The sequence below is a fragment of the Paractinoplanes deccanensis genome (genome assembly GCF_016862115.1).
In the GTDB taxonomy this organism is placed as follows: Bacteria; Actinomycetota; Actinomycetes; order Mycobacteriales; family Micromonosporaceae; genus Actinoplanes; species Actinoplanes deccanensis.
In genome coordinates this window covers 122,565-138,228 of the sequence record NZ_BOMI01000165.1, presented here as the reverse complement: position 1 = coordinate 138,228, position 15,664 = coordinate 122,565, and the positions used below count along the sequence as shown (strand labels likewise).

Below are 15,664 nucleotides of genomic sequence, written 5' to 3'. Positions count from 1 at the left end.
AGGGCGGTCGCGAGGGTGCCGGAGGCGACGGCGGCCGTGAAGGCGGCGTGGTCGCGTTCGGTCTGGTCGGCGTAGTCCTCGGCGAAGCGGACCAGCGCGCGGTCCATCTTGTCGCTGGAGCCCAGGTAGGCGGCGATGGCGATGCGGTCGCCGCCGCGGGCGTGTGCCCGGGCCAGGGTCCAGGCGCAGATCTCGCCGTAGAGGCGCAGGCCCTCCGGTTTGAGCTGGGCCGGGTCGACCGAGCCTTTCCAGTCGCGCAGCTGGCGCACGTAGAAGTCGCGGCCGTTGTAGCTCTGCCAGCCCAGGAAGATGTCGCTGACCGCCTGCATGAGCTGCTGGCCGTGCACCACCCGCTGCCCGTGGCTCGCCCATCCGGGCGCCCCGTTCGGCTTCACGTGGTCGGCGAGCACCGACGGACCGGACTCCTTGACCTGGAGCAGCAGGGGGTCGTCGTGGTCGCGGCCGGTCAGCAGCACGATCCAGCAGCGGGTGCCGACGCTGCCGACGCCGACCACCTTGCGGGCCATGTCGACGTAGGTGAACGCGTCGAGCAGCCGGCGGCGGTCGTGGGGCAGCGAGTCGCGGTACTCGGCGAGCAGCTCGGGCAGCCGCGTCTCCAGGTCGGTCGCGTCGTCGACCAGGTCGCGCAGGGGCACCAGCAGCGGCGGGTCCGCGACGATGCGCGGGCGGCCGTCGACGATCTCGGTGAGCTTGCGGGAGGCCTGCAGGCTCGTGCGGGCGCGGGCCTTCGCGCCGGCGGCCGCGACCTTCTTGGCCCGGGTCTTGTCGAGCCGCGTCTGCAGCTCGTCGACGGCCGCGTGGGCGTACCAGAGGTCGAGCTCCCGCATGGTCGCGAAGGAGGCCATCGCCTCGCGGTAGGCGCGGGCGGTCCCGCCGGTGATGACGGCGCGCTCCTTGCGCTTGAGGCCGTTGGCGCGGGCGGCCAGGGCGAGACTCGCGACGAGGCGCTTGAGGTCCCATTCGAAGGGGCCGGGGTGGGTCTCGTCGAAGTCGTTGAGGTCGAAGACGAGTCGCCGCTCGGGCGAGGCGAACATGCCGAAGTTGGCCAGGTGGGCGTCGCCGCAGAGCTGCGTGTGCAGGCCGGAGGAGGGCGCGGCGGCCAGGTCGGCCGCCATCACCGCGGCGCTGCCCCGGTAGAACGCGAACGGGTCGGCGGACATCCGGGCGTGCCGGATCGGCAGGAGCTCCGGCAGGCGGTTCTGCTCCTGCTCGATCAGCACGGCCACCGGATCGGGACGGCCGTCCGCCGGGGTGAAGCCCTCGTGGACGCCGAACGGCGCCTGTGCGCGGGCGGCGCGCCCGGCGGCGGCACGCTCCGACGGGTTCATGACTTGGCGTCGCTGAAGGTCTCGAGCAGGATCTCCTTCTCGCCCTCGGTCAGGTTCGTGGCGATGAGCTGGCTGTGCTCGCCGCGGAAGCGCTCGCCGAGCCGGTCGAGGTTGCCGCTGTCGGTGACCAGGAACAGCGCCGACGTGCCCTCGGTGATCTGGGTACGGATCCTCTCGAGCTGCTCCTTCGAGATGCCGGTGCCCTCGGTGGCCTTGGCGAGGGCGCCGATGCCCGCGCCGACGGCGCCGCCGACGATCGGGATCAGGAACAGGCCGCCGACCACGACACCCCAGAACGCGCCCCAGCCGATGCCGTGCCGGGCGCTGTCGTGCGAGTGGTGGACGTCGGGCTTCTCGGCGCCCTGGGGCCAGCTGACGATCGCGTGGTCGACGATGTGGATCAGGTGATCGCCGGCCGCCTCCTTGACGATGCCGAAGACGCTCTCGGCGCGCTTCGGATCGTCGAACTTCCACACCGTGAAGGTGGTCATGGGGTGCTCCTCGCGGATCGGGGACGCCGCCATCGTCCGTTCCGCTGCTCGGGCCCCGCCTCATCCGGAGGGGGCGATTCGGCCGGTACGGGCGCCGGCACCGAGTTGGACAGCAGCGCGTTGACCCAGCGTGTGCTCGGGTCGATGTCGATCAGCAGGCCCTTGGCGAGCAGCGTGAGCGGGATGGCCAGCAGGGCGCCGAGCCCGCCCAGCACCCAGGCCCAGAAGATGAGCGACAGGAACGAGACGGTGGCCGACAGGCCGACCGCGTCGCCCACGATCTTGGGCTGGATCACCGACTGGATGATGAAGTTGACGACGCAGTACATGACGATGACCGCGAGCATCAGGTCCGGGCCGCCCTGCAGCAGCCCGAGCAGCGCCGGCGGGATCAGCCCGATGACGAAGCCGATGTTCGGGATGTAGTTGGTGATGAACGACAGCAGTCCCCACAGCAGCGGCAGCGGCACGCCGAGCAGCCACAGGAAGGTGGTGTCGAAGACCGCCACGATCAGCCCGAAGACGGTGGAGACCAGCAGGTAGCGGCGGGTGCCGTGGGCGAACGAGCGCAGCGCGCCCACGACGGCGGGCCGCTCGCCGACCGTGGAGAGCAGGCGGCGCGGGAAGTCCACCGTGTCCAGGCACATGAACAGCAGCACCGCGAGCAGGAAGACCGTGTTGGACAGCGCCCCGGCGAGGCCCCCCAGCAGCATCTCGACGAAGTTGAGCACGCTGCCGGCGTCGATGCCGGCCAGGGCCTTCTGGAGCTGGTCGCTGGTGACGCCGAGCCCGGCGAGGCCGCTGACCAGGTCGTCGCGCAGGTCGGCGAACTGGGCCTGGTACTGCGGGATCAGGTCGATGAGCCGGGCGGCCGAGACGAAGAGGGCGCCGCCGAGCGCGAACAGCACGACGTACACGACGACGATCGTGGCCAGCGCGGCCAGCCAGCCCGGCGCCCCGCGCCGGCGCAGCCACTCGGTGAGCGGGCTGACCGTGACCGCGAGCATGAGGGCGAGCAGGACCGGCGCGATGAGCCCGGCGATGCCGCGCATGCCGGCCACCACGACGACCAGGCCGGCCATGCCCAGCAGGACGACGACGCCCCGGGGCATCACCGCGGGACCCGGCTCAGACACAGCACCTCCACACCGGAGCTGTCCAGCCTCTCCAGCAGGCGTTCCAGATCCTTCTCGGAGAGGCGGCCCTGAATGACGCTCTGCCGCGGCATCGCCCGGGCGCGCAGGCCGCCGAGGGCGATGCGCAGCACGGGGCCGAGGAAACCGCGGACCCGGAACTCGTACTGCTCCATACCTCACGACCTTGACCGATGGCCGCGCCGGAGCCTTCCTCCGGTGGGGATGAACGGCCGGGGAGTTTCATCCTCGCGAGATGAGCCGCGCTCCCGGTGCGGCGTGGCTGACTGATCGGGTCGCCGCCACGGCGGCCACGACAGTCATCACTGGGTACGAAGGGGAAGGTCAATCATGGCAACTCTGGTCGCCATCGGGTACCCCGACGAGACCACCGCGACGGCGGCGTCGCTGGAGGCCGACCGGCTGTCCAAGGATCTGATCCTGCAGCCGGACGCCATCGCGGTCATCATCCGTGACAAGGAGGGCAAGTACCACGTCACCACGAACCACCACGCCGTCGGCGGCGGCGCGACGTGGGGCATGTTCTGGGGCCTGCTCTTCGGGATGCTCTTCTTCATCCCGGTCCTCGGCATGGCCATCGGCGCCGGCCTGGGCGCGCTCACCGGCAAGCTGACCAAGAACGCCATCAACAAGGACTTCCAGGACCGCATCCGTGAGCAGCTCCAGCCCGGCACGTCGGCGCTGTTCCTCGTCATCGAGCAGGTCACCCCGGACAAGGCCGTCGAGGCGCTGAGCAAGTTCGGCGGCACCGTGATCAAGTCGTCGCTCTCGAAGGAGACCGAGGCGGAGCTCCAGGAGGCGCTGCACGGAAAGGGCGAGCAGTCGGCCACCCTCCAGTGACATCGACACCACCGGACGCCGCCCGCACCGCCGGGCGGCGTCCGCGCACCGAGTGGATCCCCGGTCTGCGGGTGGCGGCGACCTACAAGCCCGCGTGGCTGCCCCGCGACCTGATCGCCGGCATCGTGCTGACCACGCTGCTCGTGCCGCAGGGCATGGCGTACGCGGAGCTCGCCGGCCTGCCCGCGATCACCGGCCTCTACACGTCGATCCTCTGCCTCGTCGCCTACGCGGTCTTCGGCCCGTCGCGGGTGCTGGTGCTCGGCCCGGACTCCTCGCTCGGCCCCATGATCGCCGCGGTGGTGATCCCGATCGTGGCCTCGGGCGGCGACCCGGAGAAGGCGGTGGCGCTCGCCTCGGTGATGGCGCTGCTGGTCGGCGCGTTCATGACCATCGCTGCGGTCGCCAAGCTCGGCTTCGTGGCCGACCTGCTCTCGCACCCCACCCAGCTCGGCTACATGAACGGGCTGGCGCTGACCATCCTGATCGGCCAGCTGCCCAAGCTGTTCGGCTTCTCGGTCGACGGCGACGGCCTCTTCGAGGAGGCGGCCGGCTTTGCCGAGGGCGTGGCGAACGGCGAGACCGTGCCCGCGGCCCTGGCGATCGGCCTGGGCGGCCTGGCCGTGATCGTGGTGCTGCGCCGCTGGCTGCCGAAGGTGCCCGGCATCCTCGTCGCCGTCGTGCTGGCGATCCTCGCGGTGGCCGTCTTCGACCTCGAGGAGCGCGGCGTCGAGCTGGTCGGCCCGCTGCCGCAGGGCTTCCCGCCGTTCACCATCCCCACGGTGAGCTGGTCGGAGCTGGGACTGCTGGCCGCCGGCGCGCTGGGTATCACCCTGGTCTCGGTCACCGACACGATCTCGACGGCGTCGGCCTTCGCCGCTCGCAGCGGCCAGGAGGTGCGCGGCAACCAGGAGATGGCCGGCATCGGCGCCGCCAACCTCGCGGCCGGGCTGTTCCAGGGCTTCCCGGTCAGCACCAGCGGCTCGCGCACGGCGGTCGCGTTCCAGGCCGGCGCCCGCACCCAGGTGACCGGGCTGGTCGGCGCGGCGGCCATCACGCTGATGCTGGTGCTCGTGCCGGGCCTGCTGCGCGACCTGCCCCAGCCGATGCTCGCGGCGGTGGTGATCGCGGCGTCGGCCTCGCTCGCGGACTTCCCCGGGCTGCGCCGGCTGTGGAAGCAGCGGCGCGTCGAGTTCTCGCTCGCGGTCGCGGCGTTCCTCGGGGTGGCCGTGCTGGGGGTGCTGCCCGGCATCGCGTTCGCGGTGGCGCTGTCGGTGCTCAACGTCTTCCGCCGCGCCTGGTGGCCGTACCGGACGACGCTGGGCCGTGCCGAGGGGGTCAACGGCTTCCACGACGTGCGCGACTACCCGGGCGCCGAGCTGCTGCCGGGCCTGGTGCTGTTCCGCTTCGACGCGCCGCTGATCTTCGCGAACGCGCGCACGTTCCGGGAGGAGATTCGGCACATCGCGAACGCGGACCCGGCCCCGAAGTGGATCGTCGTGGCGGCGGAGCCGATCACCGATGTGGACACGACGGCGGCCGACATGCTGGAGGAGGTCGACGCCGAGCTCGACGCCGCGGGCATCGCGCTGGTGTTCGCCGAGATGAAGAGCCCGGTGCGGGCCAAGCTGGACCGGTACAAGCTCACCAAGAAGATCGCGGCGGAGCACTTCTTCCCCACCGTCGACGACGCGGTGGCGGCGTACCGGCGCGAGACCGGCGCGGCGTGGAGTCATCCTCCCCGGGTGTTGTGACGCAGAGTGATCAAGCCGACGCTGGCCGCATGGCCAACTCTTCCGGCGCCGAGTCGCGGCGCCTGCACGATGCCGACATCAACGCGACGGCCTGGCGGCGGTGGGGACCGTACCTCAGCGACCGGCAGTGGGGCGGCGTCCGCGAGGACTACAGCGCGGGCGGCGACGCCTGGTCGTACTTCACCCACGATCACGCACGGTCGCGGGCCTACCGGTGGGGCGAGGACGGCATCGCCGGCTTCAGCGACGACCGGCAGCTGCTGTGTCTCGCCGTGGCGATGTGGAACGGCAACGACCCGATCCTCAAGGAGCGCTACTTCGGGCTGACCAACGGCGAGGGCAACCACGGCGAGGACGTCAAGGAGTACTGGTTCCACGTCGACGGGACGCCGACCCACTCGTACATGAGGATGGTCTACAAATATCCGCAGCGCGCTTTCCCGTACAACGATCTGGTCGCCACCAACCGGCAGCGGGACCGCAGGGCCTTCGAGTACGAGCTGCTCGACACCGGGATCTTCGCCGAGGACCGCTACTTCGACGTGACGGTGGAGTACGCGAAGGACGGGCCCGAGGACGTCCTCGCGCGGATCACCGTGGCCAACCGGGGTCCCGACCCGGCGATGCTGCGGCTGCTGCCGACCGTGTGGTTCCGCAACACGTGGTCGTGGGACGAGGGTGCGGCGCGGCCCGGCCTGCGCGAGGAGAACGGCGCGATCCGGATCGACCATCCCGAGCTGGGGGAGCGCTGGTGGCAGTGCCTCGGCGACCATCCGCTGATCTTCACCGAGAACGAGACCAACAACGAGCGCCTGTTCGGCGGCGCGAACCGCACGCCGTACGTCAAGGATGCCTTTGATCGGTATGTGGTCCACGGCGAGAAAGAAGCTGTGAATCCGGAAAGAGTCGGCACCAAAGCGGCCGCTGACGTCGCGATGGAGATTCCGCCCGGTGGAGAGTCGATCATTCGGGTCCGGTTGGGCAGGGAGCGTGGGAGCGCGGACGCCGCGGATTTCGACGCGATCATGGAGGCGCGCCGGCAGGAAGCCGACCAGTTCTACGCCGACCTGCTCCAGCCCGGCCTGGGCGAGGCCGAACGCAAGATCACCCGGCAGGCGATGGCCGGGCTGCTGTGGAGCAAGCAGTACTACGAGTACGACGTGGAGCGCTGGCTCGCCGAGCACGGCCAGGACACCCTCGGCGCGTCCACCCTGCGCAACGGCGACTGGTACCACCTGTCCGCGTCCGACGTGTTCTCCATGCCCGACACCTGGGAGTACCCCTGGTTCGCCGCGTGGGACCTCGCCTTCCAGGCGGTCGCCATCGCCGGCGTCGACCTGGGCTTCGCCAAGAAGCAGATCGACCTGCTGCTCAGCCGCCGCTACCTGCACCCCAACGGCCAGATCCCGGCGTACGAGTGGAACTTCGGCGACGTCAACCCGCCCGTGCACGCCTGGGCCACCTACCTGATCTACGAGGTGGACAAGGCGCGCAACGGCCGCGCCGACCACGCCTGGCTGGAGGGCACCTTCCACAAGCTCGCCAAGAACTTCATGTGGTGGGTCAACCGCAAGGACGTCGACGGCCGCAACATCTTCCAGGGCGGCTTCCTCGGCCTCGACAACATCGGCGTCTTCGACCGCAGCGCGCCGTTGCCCACCGGCGGGCACCTCGACCAGGCCGACGGCACCGCGTGGATGGCCCTCTACGCGCAGACCATGCTCCAGATGGCGCTGGAGCTGTCGGTCACCGACCCGGTCTACCTGGAGCAGGCACAGACCTACTTCGAGCACTTCGCCTGGATCTCGGTCGCGGTCAACCACGTGGCGGCCGGCGAGGGCATGTGGGACGAGGAGGACGGCTTCTTCTACGACCTGCTGCGCCTGCCGGACGGCTCCGCGCGGCGGCTCAAGGTGCGCTCGATGGTCGGGCTGCTGCCGCTCGCCGCCGCCACCGTCTACGAGCCGCGCCTCACCGAGCACCGTCCCGAGCTGGTCAAGGGCGTGCAGGAGTTCGCCGACCGGCATCCCGCGGTGCGCGCGCTGATCGGTCCCGGGCTGGCGCCGGGCCCGCACGGCGAACGGCTGCTGGCGCTCTTCGAGCAGAACCGGCTGCGCCGGATCCTGGCGCGCCTGCTCGACGAGGAGGAGTTCCTCAGCCCGTACGGGATCAGGTCGTTGTCGAAGCACCACGCCGAGCACCCGTTCGAGTTCCGCGTGGGCGAGCAGGTGTACGGGGTGACCTACCAGCCGGCCGAGTCGGACAGCGGCATGTTCGGCGGCAACTCCAACTGGCGCGGCCCGGTCTGGTTCCCGGTCAACGCGCTGATGATCAGGGCCCTGCTCAACCTGTACGTCGGCTACGGCGACTCCTTCACCGTTCAGTGCCCGACCGGCTCCGGCGTGCACATGACGCTGTTCGAGGTGGCCCGGGAGATCTCCGACCGGCTCACCCGCATCTTCGTGCCCGACGAGCACGGCAACCGGCCCTGCTACGGGGGCCAGCCGATCTTCGCGAGCGAGCACTGGAAGGATCTGATCCTGTTCGCCGAGTACTTCCACGGCGACAACGGCGCGGGACTCGGCGCCGCCCACCAGACCGGCTGGACCGGCCTGGTGGCGCTGTTCCCCAACCTGTTCGCCGGCCTGAGCGGGCAGGAGCTGCTGGACAACGGCATGGCCGGCGTGCTGCGCCGCGAGCCCGACGAGGAGGACCGCCATGAAGGCCGTGTATGAGATCTTCACCTGGCCGTGGCTGACCGGGCTGAGCCGCCGCCTGGACCGCCCGGTCACCCTCGGCGACGTGCCGGGCGAGGTCTGGGACGAGGTGGCCGCCACCGGCCTGGACGCGGTCTGGCTGATGGGCGTGTGGGAGCGCAGCCCGGCCGGGCTCGAGCTCGCCGTCGCCAACCAGGGGCTCCAGCGCGCGTTCCGCGAGGCGCTGCCCGACTACACCCCCGCCGACCTGGTCGGTTCGCCCTATTGCGTGCGCCGTTACCGCGTCGACGACCGCCTCGGCGGCCCGGACGGCCTCGCCGCGGCGCGCGAGCAGCTGGCCGCGCGCGGGCTGGAGCTGGTCCTCGACTACGTGCCCAACCACGTCGCCCCGGACCACCCGGCCGTCTTCGACCACCCGGACTGGTTCGTCCAGGGCACCCGCGAGGACCTGGCGGCCGATCCGGCGAGCTGGTTCGTCGCCGGCGGGCGGGTCATCGCGCACGGCAAGGACCCCTACTTCCCGGCCTGGCCGGACGTCGCCCAGCTCAACGCCTACGCGCCCGGCCTGCGGGACGCGGCCGCCGAGGTGCTCATCGGCATCGGCGACCAGTGCGACGGCATCCGCTGCGACATGGCCATGCTGCTCACCAACGAGATCTTCGGCCGTACGTGGGGCCGGCACGTGGGCGCCGCCCCCGCCGAGGAGTTCTGGCCCTCGGTGCTGGGCCGGGTCCGCGAGCGGCACCCGGATCTCACGCTGATCGCCGAGGTCTACTGGGACATGGAGTGGACGCTCCAGCAGCAGGGCTTCGACCTCTGCTACGACAAGCGCCTCTACGACCGGCTCGCCCACGAGGACGCCGGGTCGGTCCGCAAGCACCTCACCGCCGGCCTCGACTACCAGGACCGGCTGCTGCGCTTCACCGAGAACCACGACGAGCCGCGGGCCGCGACGGCGCTGCCCGGCGGCCGGGGGCGCGCCGCCGCGGTGGCGATCGCGACCCTGCCCGGCACGACGATGTGGCACGACGGCCAGTTCGAGGGCCGCCGGGTGCGCCTGCCGGTCTTCCTCGGGCGCTTCCCTGCGGAGCCGGACGAGCCGGGGCTGCGCGACTTCTTCCGGCGCGTGGTGGCGGCGGGGGAGCGGGCCCGGCGCGGCGAGTGGACGCTGCTGGAGCCGGGCGGCTGGCCCGACAATCCCAGCCACCAGGACGTCCTGTCCTGGTCGTGGCGCGACGCCGGCTCCCGGCACGTGGTCGCCGTCAACTACGCCGACCGTCCGTCGCAGGCCCGGATCGTCCTGCCCTGGGCCGATCTGGGCGGGCGGTCGTGGCGGCTGACCGACCTGGTCGACGGCCAGGTCTTCGACCGCGACGGCGACGACCTGGCCGGCAACGGGCTCTACGTCGGCCTGCCGCCGTGGGGACACCACGTGTTCAGCCTCGAGTAGCGGCCGCGGCACCCACGGTCACGTCTATCCGAATCGGACGATGTGCAGGGGTCTAGCCCGGGGAAGTGTGAGAGTCGTGCTCGAGACTTTCGCGGACAATGCCGTGCTGGCCAGCAAGTTCGCCGTGCCGGCCGCCCCGCCTTTCATGGTGGAGCGGCCGGCGCTGTGCGACCGGCTGACCGAGGGCGTGCGGGGCCCGGTCACGCTCGTCACCGGCGTCGCCGGCGGCGGCAAGACCCAACTGCTGGCTTCCTGGGTTCGCGGACGGCCGGTCGACTGGCCGATCGCCTGGATCACTGTGGAGAGCGACGACGCCTTCTGGGTCTACCTCGTCGAGGGCCTGCGCCGGGCCGGCGTGCCGGTGCCCGAGCTCGTGCCGTCCGCGGCCGGCGTGGGAGCCGGCCGAGCCCTGCTGACCCGGCTCGCCGGGGTGCTCGCAGCCCAGCCCACCCCGGTCGTCCTGATCCTCGACGGCGTCTCCCAGCTGCCCGGTGACCGCTGGGCCACCGGCCTCGAGTTCCTCCTGGAGCACACGGACAACCTGCGGGTCGTGCTCGCCGGCCGGTGGGACCCGCCGCTGCCGCTGCACCGCTACCGCCTCGCCGGCAGGCTGCGCGAGGTGCGCACCGCCGACCTGGCCTTCACCGAGGCCGAGACGACCCGGCTGCTCGACCTGCACGGCGTCGCGCTCGCCGAGCCACGCCTGCGCGCGCTGCTCGCCCACACCGAGGGCTGGGCCGCCGGCATCCGCCTCTGCGCCTGCGCGCTGCAGGCCAGCGACGACGCCGAGAGCCTGATCGCGACCATCACCGGCGACGAGTCCACGATCGCCGAGTACTTCTCGGCCGAGGTGCTTCGCCTCCAGCCGCCCGAGGTGCGGCGGTTCCTGCTGGAGACGAGCGTGCTCGATACCTTCACCCCTGAGCTCGCGGCCGCGGTGACCGGGCGCTTCGACGCCTCCCGGCTGCTGTCCGGCCTGACCCGCGAGAACGCCTTCGTCCAGTCGGTCGGCGAGGGGGCGCACGTCTACCGCTACCACCGCCTGTTCGCCGAGCTGCTCCAGGCCCAGCTCGCCTGGGCGGAGCCCGACCGGGTCGCCGAGCTGCACCAGCGCGCCGCCGCGTGGCTGGCCGAGCACGGCCGGGTGGAGGAGGCGGTCGAGCACGCGGTCCGCGCGAAGGACTGGAGCACCGCCGCCACGATGGTCATCGAGGACTACGCCGTGGCCCGGCTCGTCATCGAGGGCAGCGCGGGCCGGCTGGGCCGGCTCTTCGCGGGGCTTCCCCAGCACCTCGCCCACCCCGAGACGGTCGTGGTGCGGGCCGCCATCGCGTACGGCGACGGCGACCGGCTCCGCGCCGCCGAACAGCTCGCCTACGCCGGCAAGCTGCTCAGCCTGCACGGCAGCGCCTGCGGCGACGGCCTCACCCTGGCCTGTTTCCTCATGCGCGTGCTGCTCGTGCGCGGCGCCGACCCGCAGCGGCTGGACGACCTGGTGCCCGTCGCCCGCACGTTCCTGTCGGTGGCGCCGGCCGACCGCCTGGCCCGTCACCCCGAGCTGCCCGCCCTGCTGCGGGCGGCCGAGGGCATGGCGCACAGCGACGTCGGCATGGTCGACCGCGCCATGGAGGCGCTGACCGACGCCGCGTCGCTCACCCCGGCCGGCAGCGAGTCGCTGCGGGTGGACTGCCTGAAGCACCTGGCGCTGCTGGAGGCGCACCGCGGCCGGCTCGGGCGCGCCGAGACCTACGCCCAGCAGGCGCTCGACCTGGCCGCGCAGTGCGGGCTGGCCGGCCCCGGCGCCGCCGAGGCCGCCCTGGCCTGGGTCGCGCTGGAGCGCTACGACGTCGAGGCCGCGGACCGGCACCTGCGCGCCGCCCACCCGCTCTGCGGCGCCGCCGGCGACCCGCTGGCCGCCGCCGCGTACACCCTGGTCAAGGCCCGTCGCCTGCAGACCCGCGGCGAGCAGCGGGCCGCGCTGACCACGCTGGCCGCCGGCGCCGTGCCCGAGGCGCCGGCCTGGCTGCGCTCGGCGATCGTGCTCGGCCACTGCCGTCTGCTGATCGGGTCCGGCCAGGTCTCCGAGGCGGCCGCGATCCTCGCGCCCTACCCGCTGCCCCGGCCGGCCGAGGTGGCCGTGGTGGACGCCGCGCTGGCGCACGCGCGCGGCGACGCCATCCGCGCCCACGAGGTGGCCCGCACCGTGGCGGACGCGGCCCGCGTGCCGGCGCCGGTGGCGATCGAGGCGTGGTTGCTGCTCGCCGTGCTGGCGGCCGACGCGGACGACGCCGGCGCGGCCCGCGAGGCGCTGCGCCGGGCGATGCGCGTCGCCGCCCCCGACGGGCACCGGCGGCCGATGCACCTGGTCCGCGCCCAGCTGCGCCGGGTGCTCCGCGCCGACGAGCAGTTCCACTGGCTCGGCGCGGAACCCGTCGCGGAGGGCCCGGCCGCCGCGCCGCCGGCCGTGGTGGAGCCGCTGAGCCGGCGGGAGCTCGACGTGCTGCGCGGCATGGCCGAGATGCTGCCGACCGAGGAGATCGCCGCCCGCATGTACGTCTCGGTCAACACGGTCAAGACGCACGTCCGCAGCATCCTGCGCAAGCTCTCGGCGTCGCGCCGCAACGAGGCCGTGCGCCGGGCCCGCCAGCTCAATCTGATCTGACGTCGCGCCCGTGCGCGCACAGCGCGTAGATCACGAGAACGTCCATCGCGATCACCAGCGTGCCCCACACCGGGGCGGCCGGCAGGAACACGATGTGCACCAGCGAGGCGAGGAAGACGATCACGACGCCGGCGACGCGCGCCCAGAGCAGGCCGGCCAGCACGCCGCAGCCCGCGGCCACGGCCACCAGCCCGATCACCAGGTGGATCCAGCCCCACGTGGTGTAGCTCAGCTCGATCAGCAGGGCCTCCGACGTGACCAGCAGGACCTCGTCGCGCAGCAGCGCGGTGAGCCCCTCGATCACCTGGAACCCGCCGGAGAGGATGAGGATCAACCCGCCGAAGACGACGAAGCCGATCCATCCGGTGGCCGCCGGCGCCGGCGCGGCGCTCGCGGGTCGTTCCGTGGCGTAGCTCGACATCCGCACAGCATGGCCCGGCGCGGCCGGCGGCCGCCTCACACCGGCGGGGTGAGAGACCGGGCTGTGCGGTCCCTGCGAATACCGAGGGGTTGTCCCATCTGAGCCCGGTGTGTTTCGGTGGCGGAGGTCAGGCCGCGACGCGGCGTCTCCGCCGGAGGAGGCGAGATGAGCGATCCTGTGGTGCGCAGCCGGCCCGTGCCGGTGACCGCAGCCCGTCCGGCCGGTCCCAGGCTTCCCCTGCGGCTGCTCTGGCGCGGGCGCCTCGCCGAGCGGCTCGACGAGGGCGTGCGGCAGGCGGTGACCCTCGTCTGTGCCGGGCCGGGCTGGGGCAAGACAGCCCTGGCCGGCTCGTGGGCGGCGGCTCGCCGGTCAACCGGCCCGATCGCCTGGCTCGCCTGCGAGCCGGAGCACAACCGGTCGTACGCGTTCTGGTCCGCGCTGGTGTTCGCGTTGCGGGCCGCCGGGGCGGTCCCGGCCGGGCACCCGATGCCCGAGGCGGGTCCGCTGCCCGCCGAGGACGACGCCGCGTTCGCGCGCCGGGTGGCCGGGGCCATCGCGACGCTCCCCGCGCCGGTCGTCCTGGTCCTCGACGACCTCCACCAGCTCACCGACGAGCGGACCCTGGCCACCCTCGCCGGGCTGGTCGGCAGGCCCGGCGGCCGGCTGCGATTCGTGCTGCTCTCCCGCGCCGAGCCGGGCCTGCCGCTGCACCGCGAGCGGGCGGCCGGCGAGCTGACCGAGATCCGCCAGCGCGATCTCGCCTTCCGCGCCGCCGAGGCGGCCGAGCTGTCCGCGCTCGCCGGCGACAAGCTGCCCACCGAGCGGCTCGCCGAGCTGCTGCGCCGCACCGAGGGCTGGGGCGCCGGGCTGCGCCTGGCCATGGACGCGCCCGAGGGCGTCAGCCCGGCCGCGGCCGCGGAGGACTACCTGCTGCGCGAGGTGCTCGACAGCCAGCCCGCCCACCTGCGGCACTTCCTGCTGCGCACCAGTGTCGCCGACCGGATCTGCGGCGACCTCGCCGACGCGCTCACCGGCCAGCAGCACAGCCAGCAGATCCTCGAACGGCTCGCGGCGGCGAACCTCTTCGTCGAGCGGACCGGGTCGGGCCGCTGGTTCCGCTACCACCCGCTGTTCCGCGCCGCCCTGCGGCACCGCGCCACCCTCAACAAGCCGGGTGAGGTGCCGCGCCTGCACCTGCTGGCCGCGCAGTGGTACAGCTCGCGCGGCGACGGGCTCACCGCGCTCTCGCACGCGGCCACGGCCGGCGACTGGGGCCTGCTCGGGCGGCTGGTCGTCGACCATGGACTGCCGCTGCTCGGCTCGGCCGACCACGCCGAGGTGGTCGAGGTGCTGCGCCGCATCCCGCCCGGCCGCCTCGCCGACACCCCGGAGCTGGCGCTCTGCGCGGCGATCCTGCGCTACGCGGACGGCGACCTCGCCGGGGTCCCCGACCGGCTGGCCCGCGCCCGCAGCCTGCTCCGGACCTATGCCCCCGGCTACCGCACCCAGGTCGAGCTGGCGGTGTCGGTGCTCGAGTCCGGCACCGTGCTGCGCCGGCGCGCCGACATGGCGGTGCTGGTGGAGCGCTCGACCCAGGTGCTCGCCGAACTGACCAGACTGGACGCGGCCGACGTTCCCTCGCTCCTGCCGTACCGGGCGATCGCGCTCAACGACAAGGGCGCGGGCCTGCTCTGGACGGGACGCTTCGACCACGCCGACCGCTACCTGTGGGCGGCGGCCTCGGCGGCCCGGGTCACCGGCATGCCGCTCGTCGAGATCAACGCGCTCAGTCACCTGGCGCTGCTGGCCCACCGGCACGGCTCGCTCACCGAGGCCGCCGGGCACGCCACCTCGGCGCGCGAGGCGGCCCGGCGCATCGACGCCACCGCCCACCCGGCCGTCGCCCCCGCCTACCTGGCCGAGGCGTTGATCGAGCTGGAACGCGGCAGCGACGCGGAGGCCGAGACGGCCCTGCGCCGGGCGCTGAAGTCGGTCGGCGAGCTGCCCGAGACCGTGCTCGCCGGGCTCGCCACGCTGGTGCGGGCGCGGCTGCTGCTCGATCGCGGCGAGCCGCTCGGCGCCCGTGCGGTGCTGGCCAGGGCGCACGCCGAGGCCGGGCCGTGGGTGTCGGCGCCGCTGCTCGACCGGTCGATCGACCGGACCGCCGCCGAGATCGACATCGAGTGCGGCGACGCGGCGGCCGTCGTGCGGCGCTACGCGTCCGGTGTCCGGCTGAGCCCCGCCGAGCAGGTCAGCCTCGCCCGCGCCCACCTGGCGCTCGGCGACCACCAGGCGGCCGAGCCGCTGCTCGCGCGGGCCCGCGAGGGCTCGGACCGCGTCGCGGCCGTCTACGCGTGGGTCCTCACCGCGCTCGCGGCCGACGCGCACGGCCGCAGCGGCCGCGCCGCCGACGCGCTCGGGCAGGCGCTCGCCGCCGCCGAGCCCGACCGGATCCGGCGCCCGTTCCGCCGGCTCGACCCCGAGCGGGTGGCCGTGCTCGCGGGCCGCCAGCAGTGGCTGACCGAGCCGCGCGGCCCCGGCGGCGACGGCGTGCTCGCCGAGATCACCGGCGAGATCCCGATGATCACCGGCCTGCCCACGGCCGACCCGCTCAGCGAGCGCGAGGTCGACGTCCTGCAATTCCTGCCCACCGTGCTGACCGCCGCCGAGATCGCCGAGAGCCTGGGCATCTCGGTCAACACGGTCAAGGCGCACATGCGCTCGATCTACCGCAAGCTGGGGGCCGGCCGGCGCCGCGAGGCCGTCGTCCAGGCCCGCCAGGCCGGTCTGCTCTGACCGCGCTCACTCGCCGGGGATGAGGCCCGG

The 15,664-nt window shown here is 73.2% G+C and carries 11 protein-coding genes; 6 read left to right on the top strand and 5 right to left on the bottom strand.

Features of this window, described 5'->3' with window-relative positions; all coding sequences use genetic code 11:
• The 4 genes from Ade02nite_RS40070 to Ade02nite_RS40055 all read right to left on the bottom strand — a co-directional run.
• On the bottom strand, positions 1-1,349 hold a 1,349-nt coding region (locus Ade02nite_RS40070; protein ID WP_203775390.1), incomplete at its 3' end, for a DUF2252 domain-containing protein.
• Positions 1,346-1,840, bottom strand: coding sequence for a DUF1269 domain-containing protein (locus Ade02nite_RS40065; RefSeq protein WP_203775388.1), 495 nt, complete (start codon positions 1,838-1,840; stop codon positions 1,346-1,348). The genes Ade02nite_RS40070 and Ade02nite_RS40065, both read right to left, overlap by 4 nt.
• Entirely contained in the window at positions 1,837-2,976 is a 1,140-nt protein-coding gene (locus Ade02nite_RS40060) for an AI-2E family transporter (RefSeq protein ID WP_239169392.1), read from the bottom strand. The genes Ade02nite_RS40065 and Ade02nite_RS40060 overlap by 4 nt, the downstream gene beginning before the upstream one ends.
• Positions 2,952-3,149 carry a DUF8691 family protein gene (locus Ade02nite_RS40055; RefSeq protein WP_203775386.1) on the bottom strand — a complete coding sequence of 66 codons (198 nt, stop codon included), beginning with the start codon at positions 3,147-3,149 and terminating at the stop codon, positions 2,952-2,954. The genes Ade02nite_RS40060 and Ade02nite_RS40055 overlap by 25 nt, the downstream gene beginning before the upstream one ends.
• 175 nt (positions 3,150-3,324) lie before the next feature.
• On the opposite strand from Ade02nite_RS40055, the gene Ade02nite_RS40050 reads away from it, so the two are divergent.
• The 5 genes from Ade02nite_RS40050 to Ade02nite_RS40030 all read left to right on the top strand — a co-directional run bounded on the left by Ade02nite_RS40050 (position 3,325) and on the right by Ade02nite_RS40030 (position 12,417).
• On the top strand, positions 3,325-3,834 hold the full coding sequence (locus tag Ade02nite_RS40050; RefSeq protein ID WP_203775384.1) for a DUF1269 domain-containing protein: 510 nt from the start codon (positions 3,325-3,327) through the stop codon (positions 3,832-3,834).
• Positions 3,831-5,588, top strand: coding sequence for a SulP family inorganic anion transporter (locus tag Ade02nite_RS40045; protein ID WP_239169391.1), 1,758 nt, complete (start codon positions 3,831-3,833; stop codon positions 5,586-5,588). The genes Ade02nite_RS40050 and Ade02nite_RS40045 overlap by 4 nt, the downstream gene beginning before the upstream one ends.
• Before the next feature lie 29 nt (positions 5,589-5,617).
• The gene (locus Ade02nite_RS40040; protein WP_203775382.1) at positions 5,618-8,323 is read left to right on the top strand and encodes an MGH1-like glycoside hydrolase domain-containing protein; all 2,706 of its coding nucleotides are present in this window, start codon (positions 5,618-5,620) and stop codon (positions 8,321-8,323) included.
• On the top strand, positions 8,307-9,755 hold the full coding sequence (locus tag Ade02nite_RS40035) for an alpha-amylase family protein (protein WP_203775380.1): 1,449 nt from the start codon (positions 8,307-8,309) through the stop codon (positions 9,753-9,755). Before Ade02nite_RS40040 ends, Ade02nite_RS40035 begins: the two co-directional genes overlap by 17 nt.
• A 76-nt stretch (positions 9,756-9,831) precedes the next feature.
• On the top strand, positions 9,832-12,417 hold the full coding sequence (locus Ade02nite_RS40030; RefSeq protein WP_239169390.1) for a winged helix-turn-helix domain-containing protein: 2,586 nt from the start codon (positions 9,832-9,834) through the stop codon (positions 12,415-12,417).
• On the opposite strand, the gene Ade02nite_RS40025 is transcribed toward Ade02nite_RS40030, so the two are convergent.
• Entirely contained in the window at positions 12,404-12,838 is a 435-nt protein-coding gene (locus Ade02nite_RS40025; RefSeq protein ID WP_203775376.1) for a DUF7144 family membrane protein, read from the bottom strand. The genes Ade02nite_RS40030 and Ade02nite_RS40025 overlap by 14 nt on opposite strands.
• Positions 12,839-13,003: 165 nt before the next feature.
• Between Ade02nite_RS40025 and Ade02nite_RS40020 the strand changes: the two genes are divergently transcribed.
• The gene (locus Ade02nite_RS40020; protein ID WP_203775374.1) at positions 13,004-15,634 is read left to right on the top strand and encodes a winged helix-turn-helix domain-containing protein; all 2,631 of its coding nucleotides are present in this window, start codon (positions 13,004-13,006) and stop codon (positions 15,632-15,634) included.
• Positions 15,635-15,664: the final 30 nt, after the last annotated feature.

Excerpts from the sequence above, each read along its gene's own strand:
- Ade02nite_RS40065 (WP_203775388.1), bottom strand. The coding sequence starts at position 1,840 with ATGACCACCTTCACGGTGTGGAAGTTCGACGATCCGAAGCGCGCCGAG.
- Ade02nite_RS40055 (WP_203775386.1), bottom strand. The coding sequence starts at position 3,149 with ATGGAGCAGTACGAGTTCCGGGTCCGCGGTTTCCTCGGCCCCGTGCTG.
- Ade02nite_RS40050 (WP_203775384.1), top strand. The coding sequence starts at position 3,325 with ATGGCAACTCTGGTCGCCATCGGGTACCCCGACGAGACCACCGCGACG.
- Ade02nite_RS40040 (WP_203775382.1), top strand. The coding sequence starts at position 5,618 with ATGGCCAACTCTTCCGGCGCCGAGTCGCGGCGCCTGCACGATGCCGAC.
- Ade02nite_RS40035 (WP_203775380.1), top strand. The coding sequence starts at position 8,307 with ATGAAGGCCGTGTATGAGATCTTCACCTGGCCGTGGCTGACCGGGCTG.
- Ade02nite_RS40025 (WP_203775376.1), bottom strand. The coding sequence starts at position 12,838 with ATGTCGAGCTACGCCACGGAACGACCCGCGAGCGCCGCGCCGGCGCCG.
- Ade02nite_RS40020 (WP_203775374.1), top strand. The coding sequence starts at position 13,004 with ATGAGCGATCCTGTGGTGCGCAGCCGGCCCGTGCCGGTGACCGCAGCC.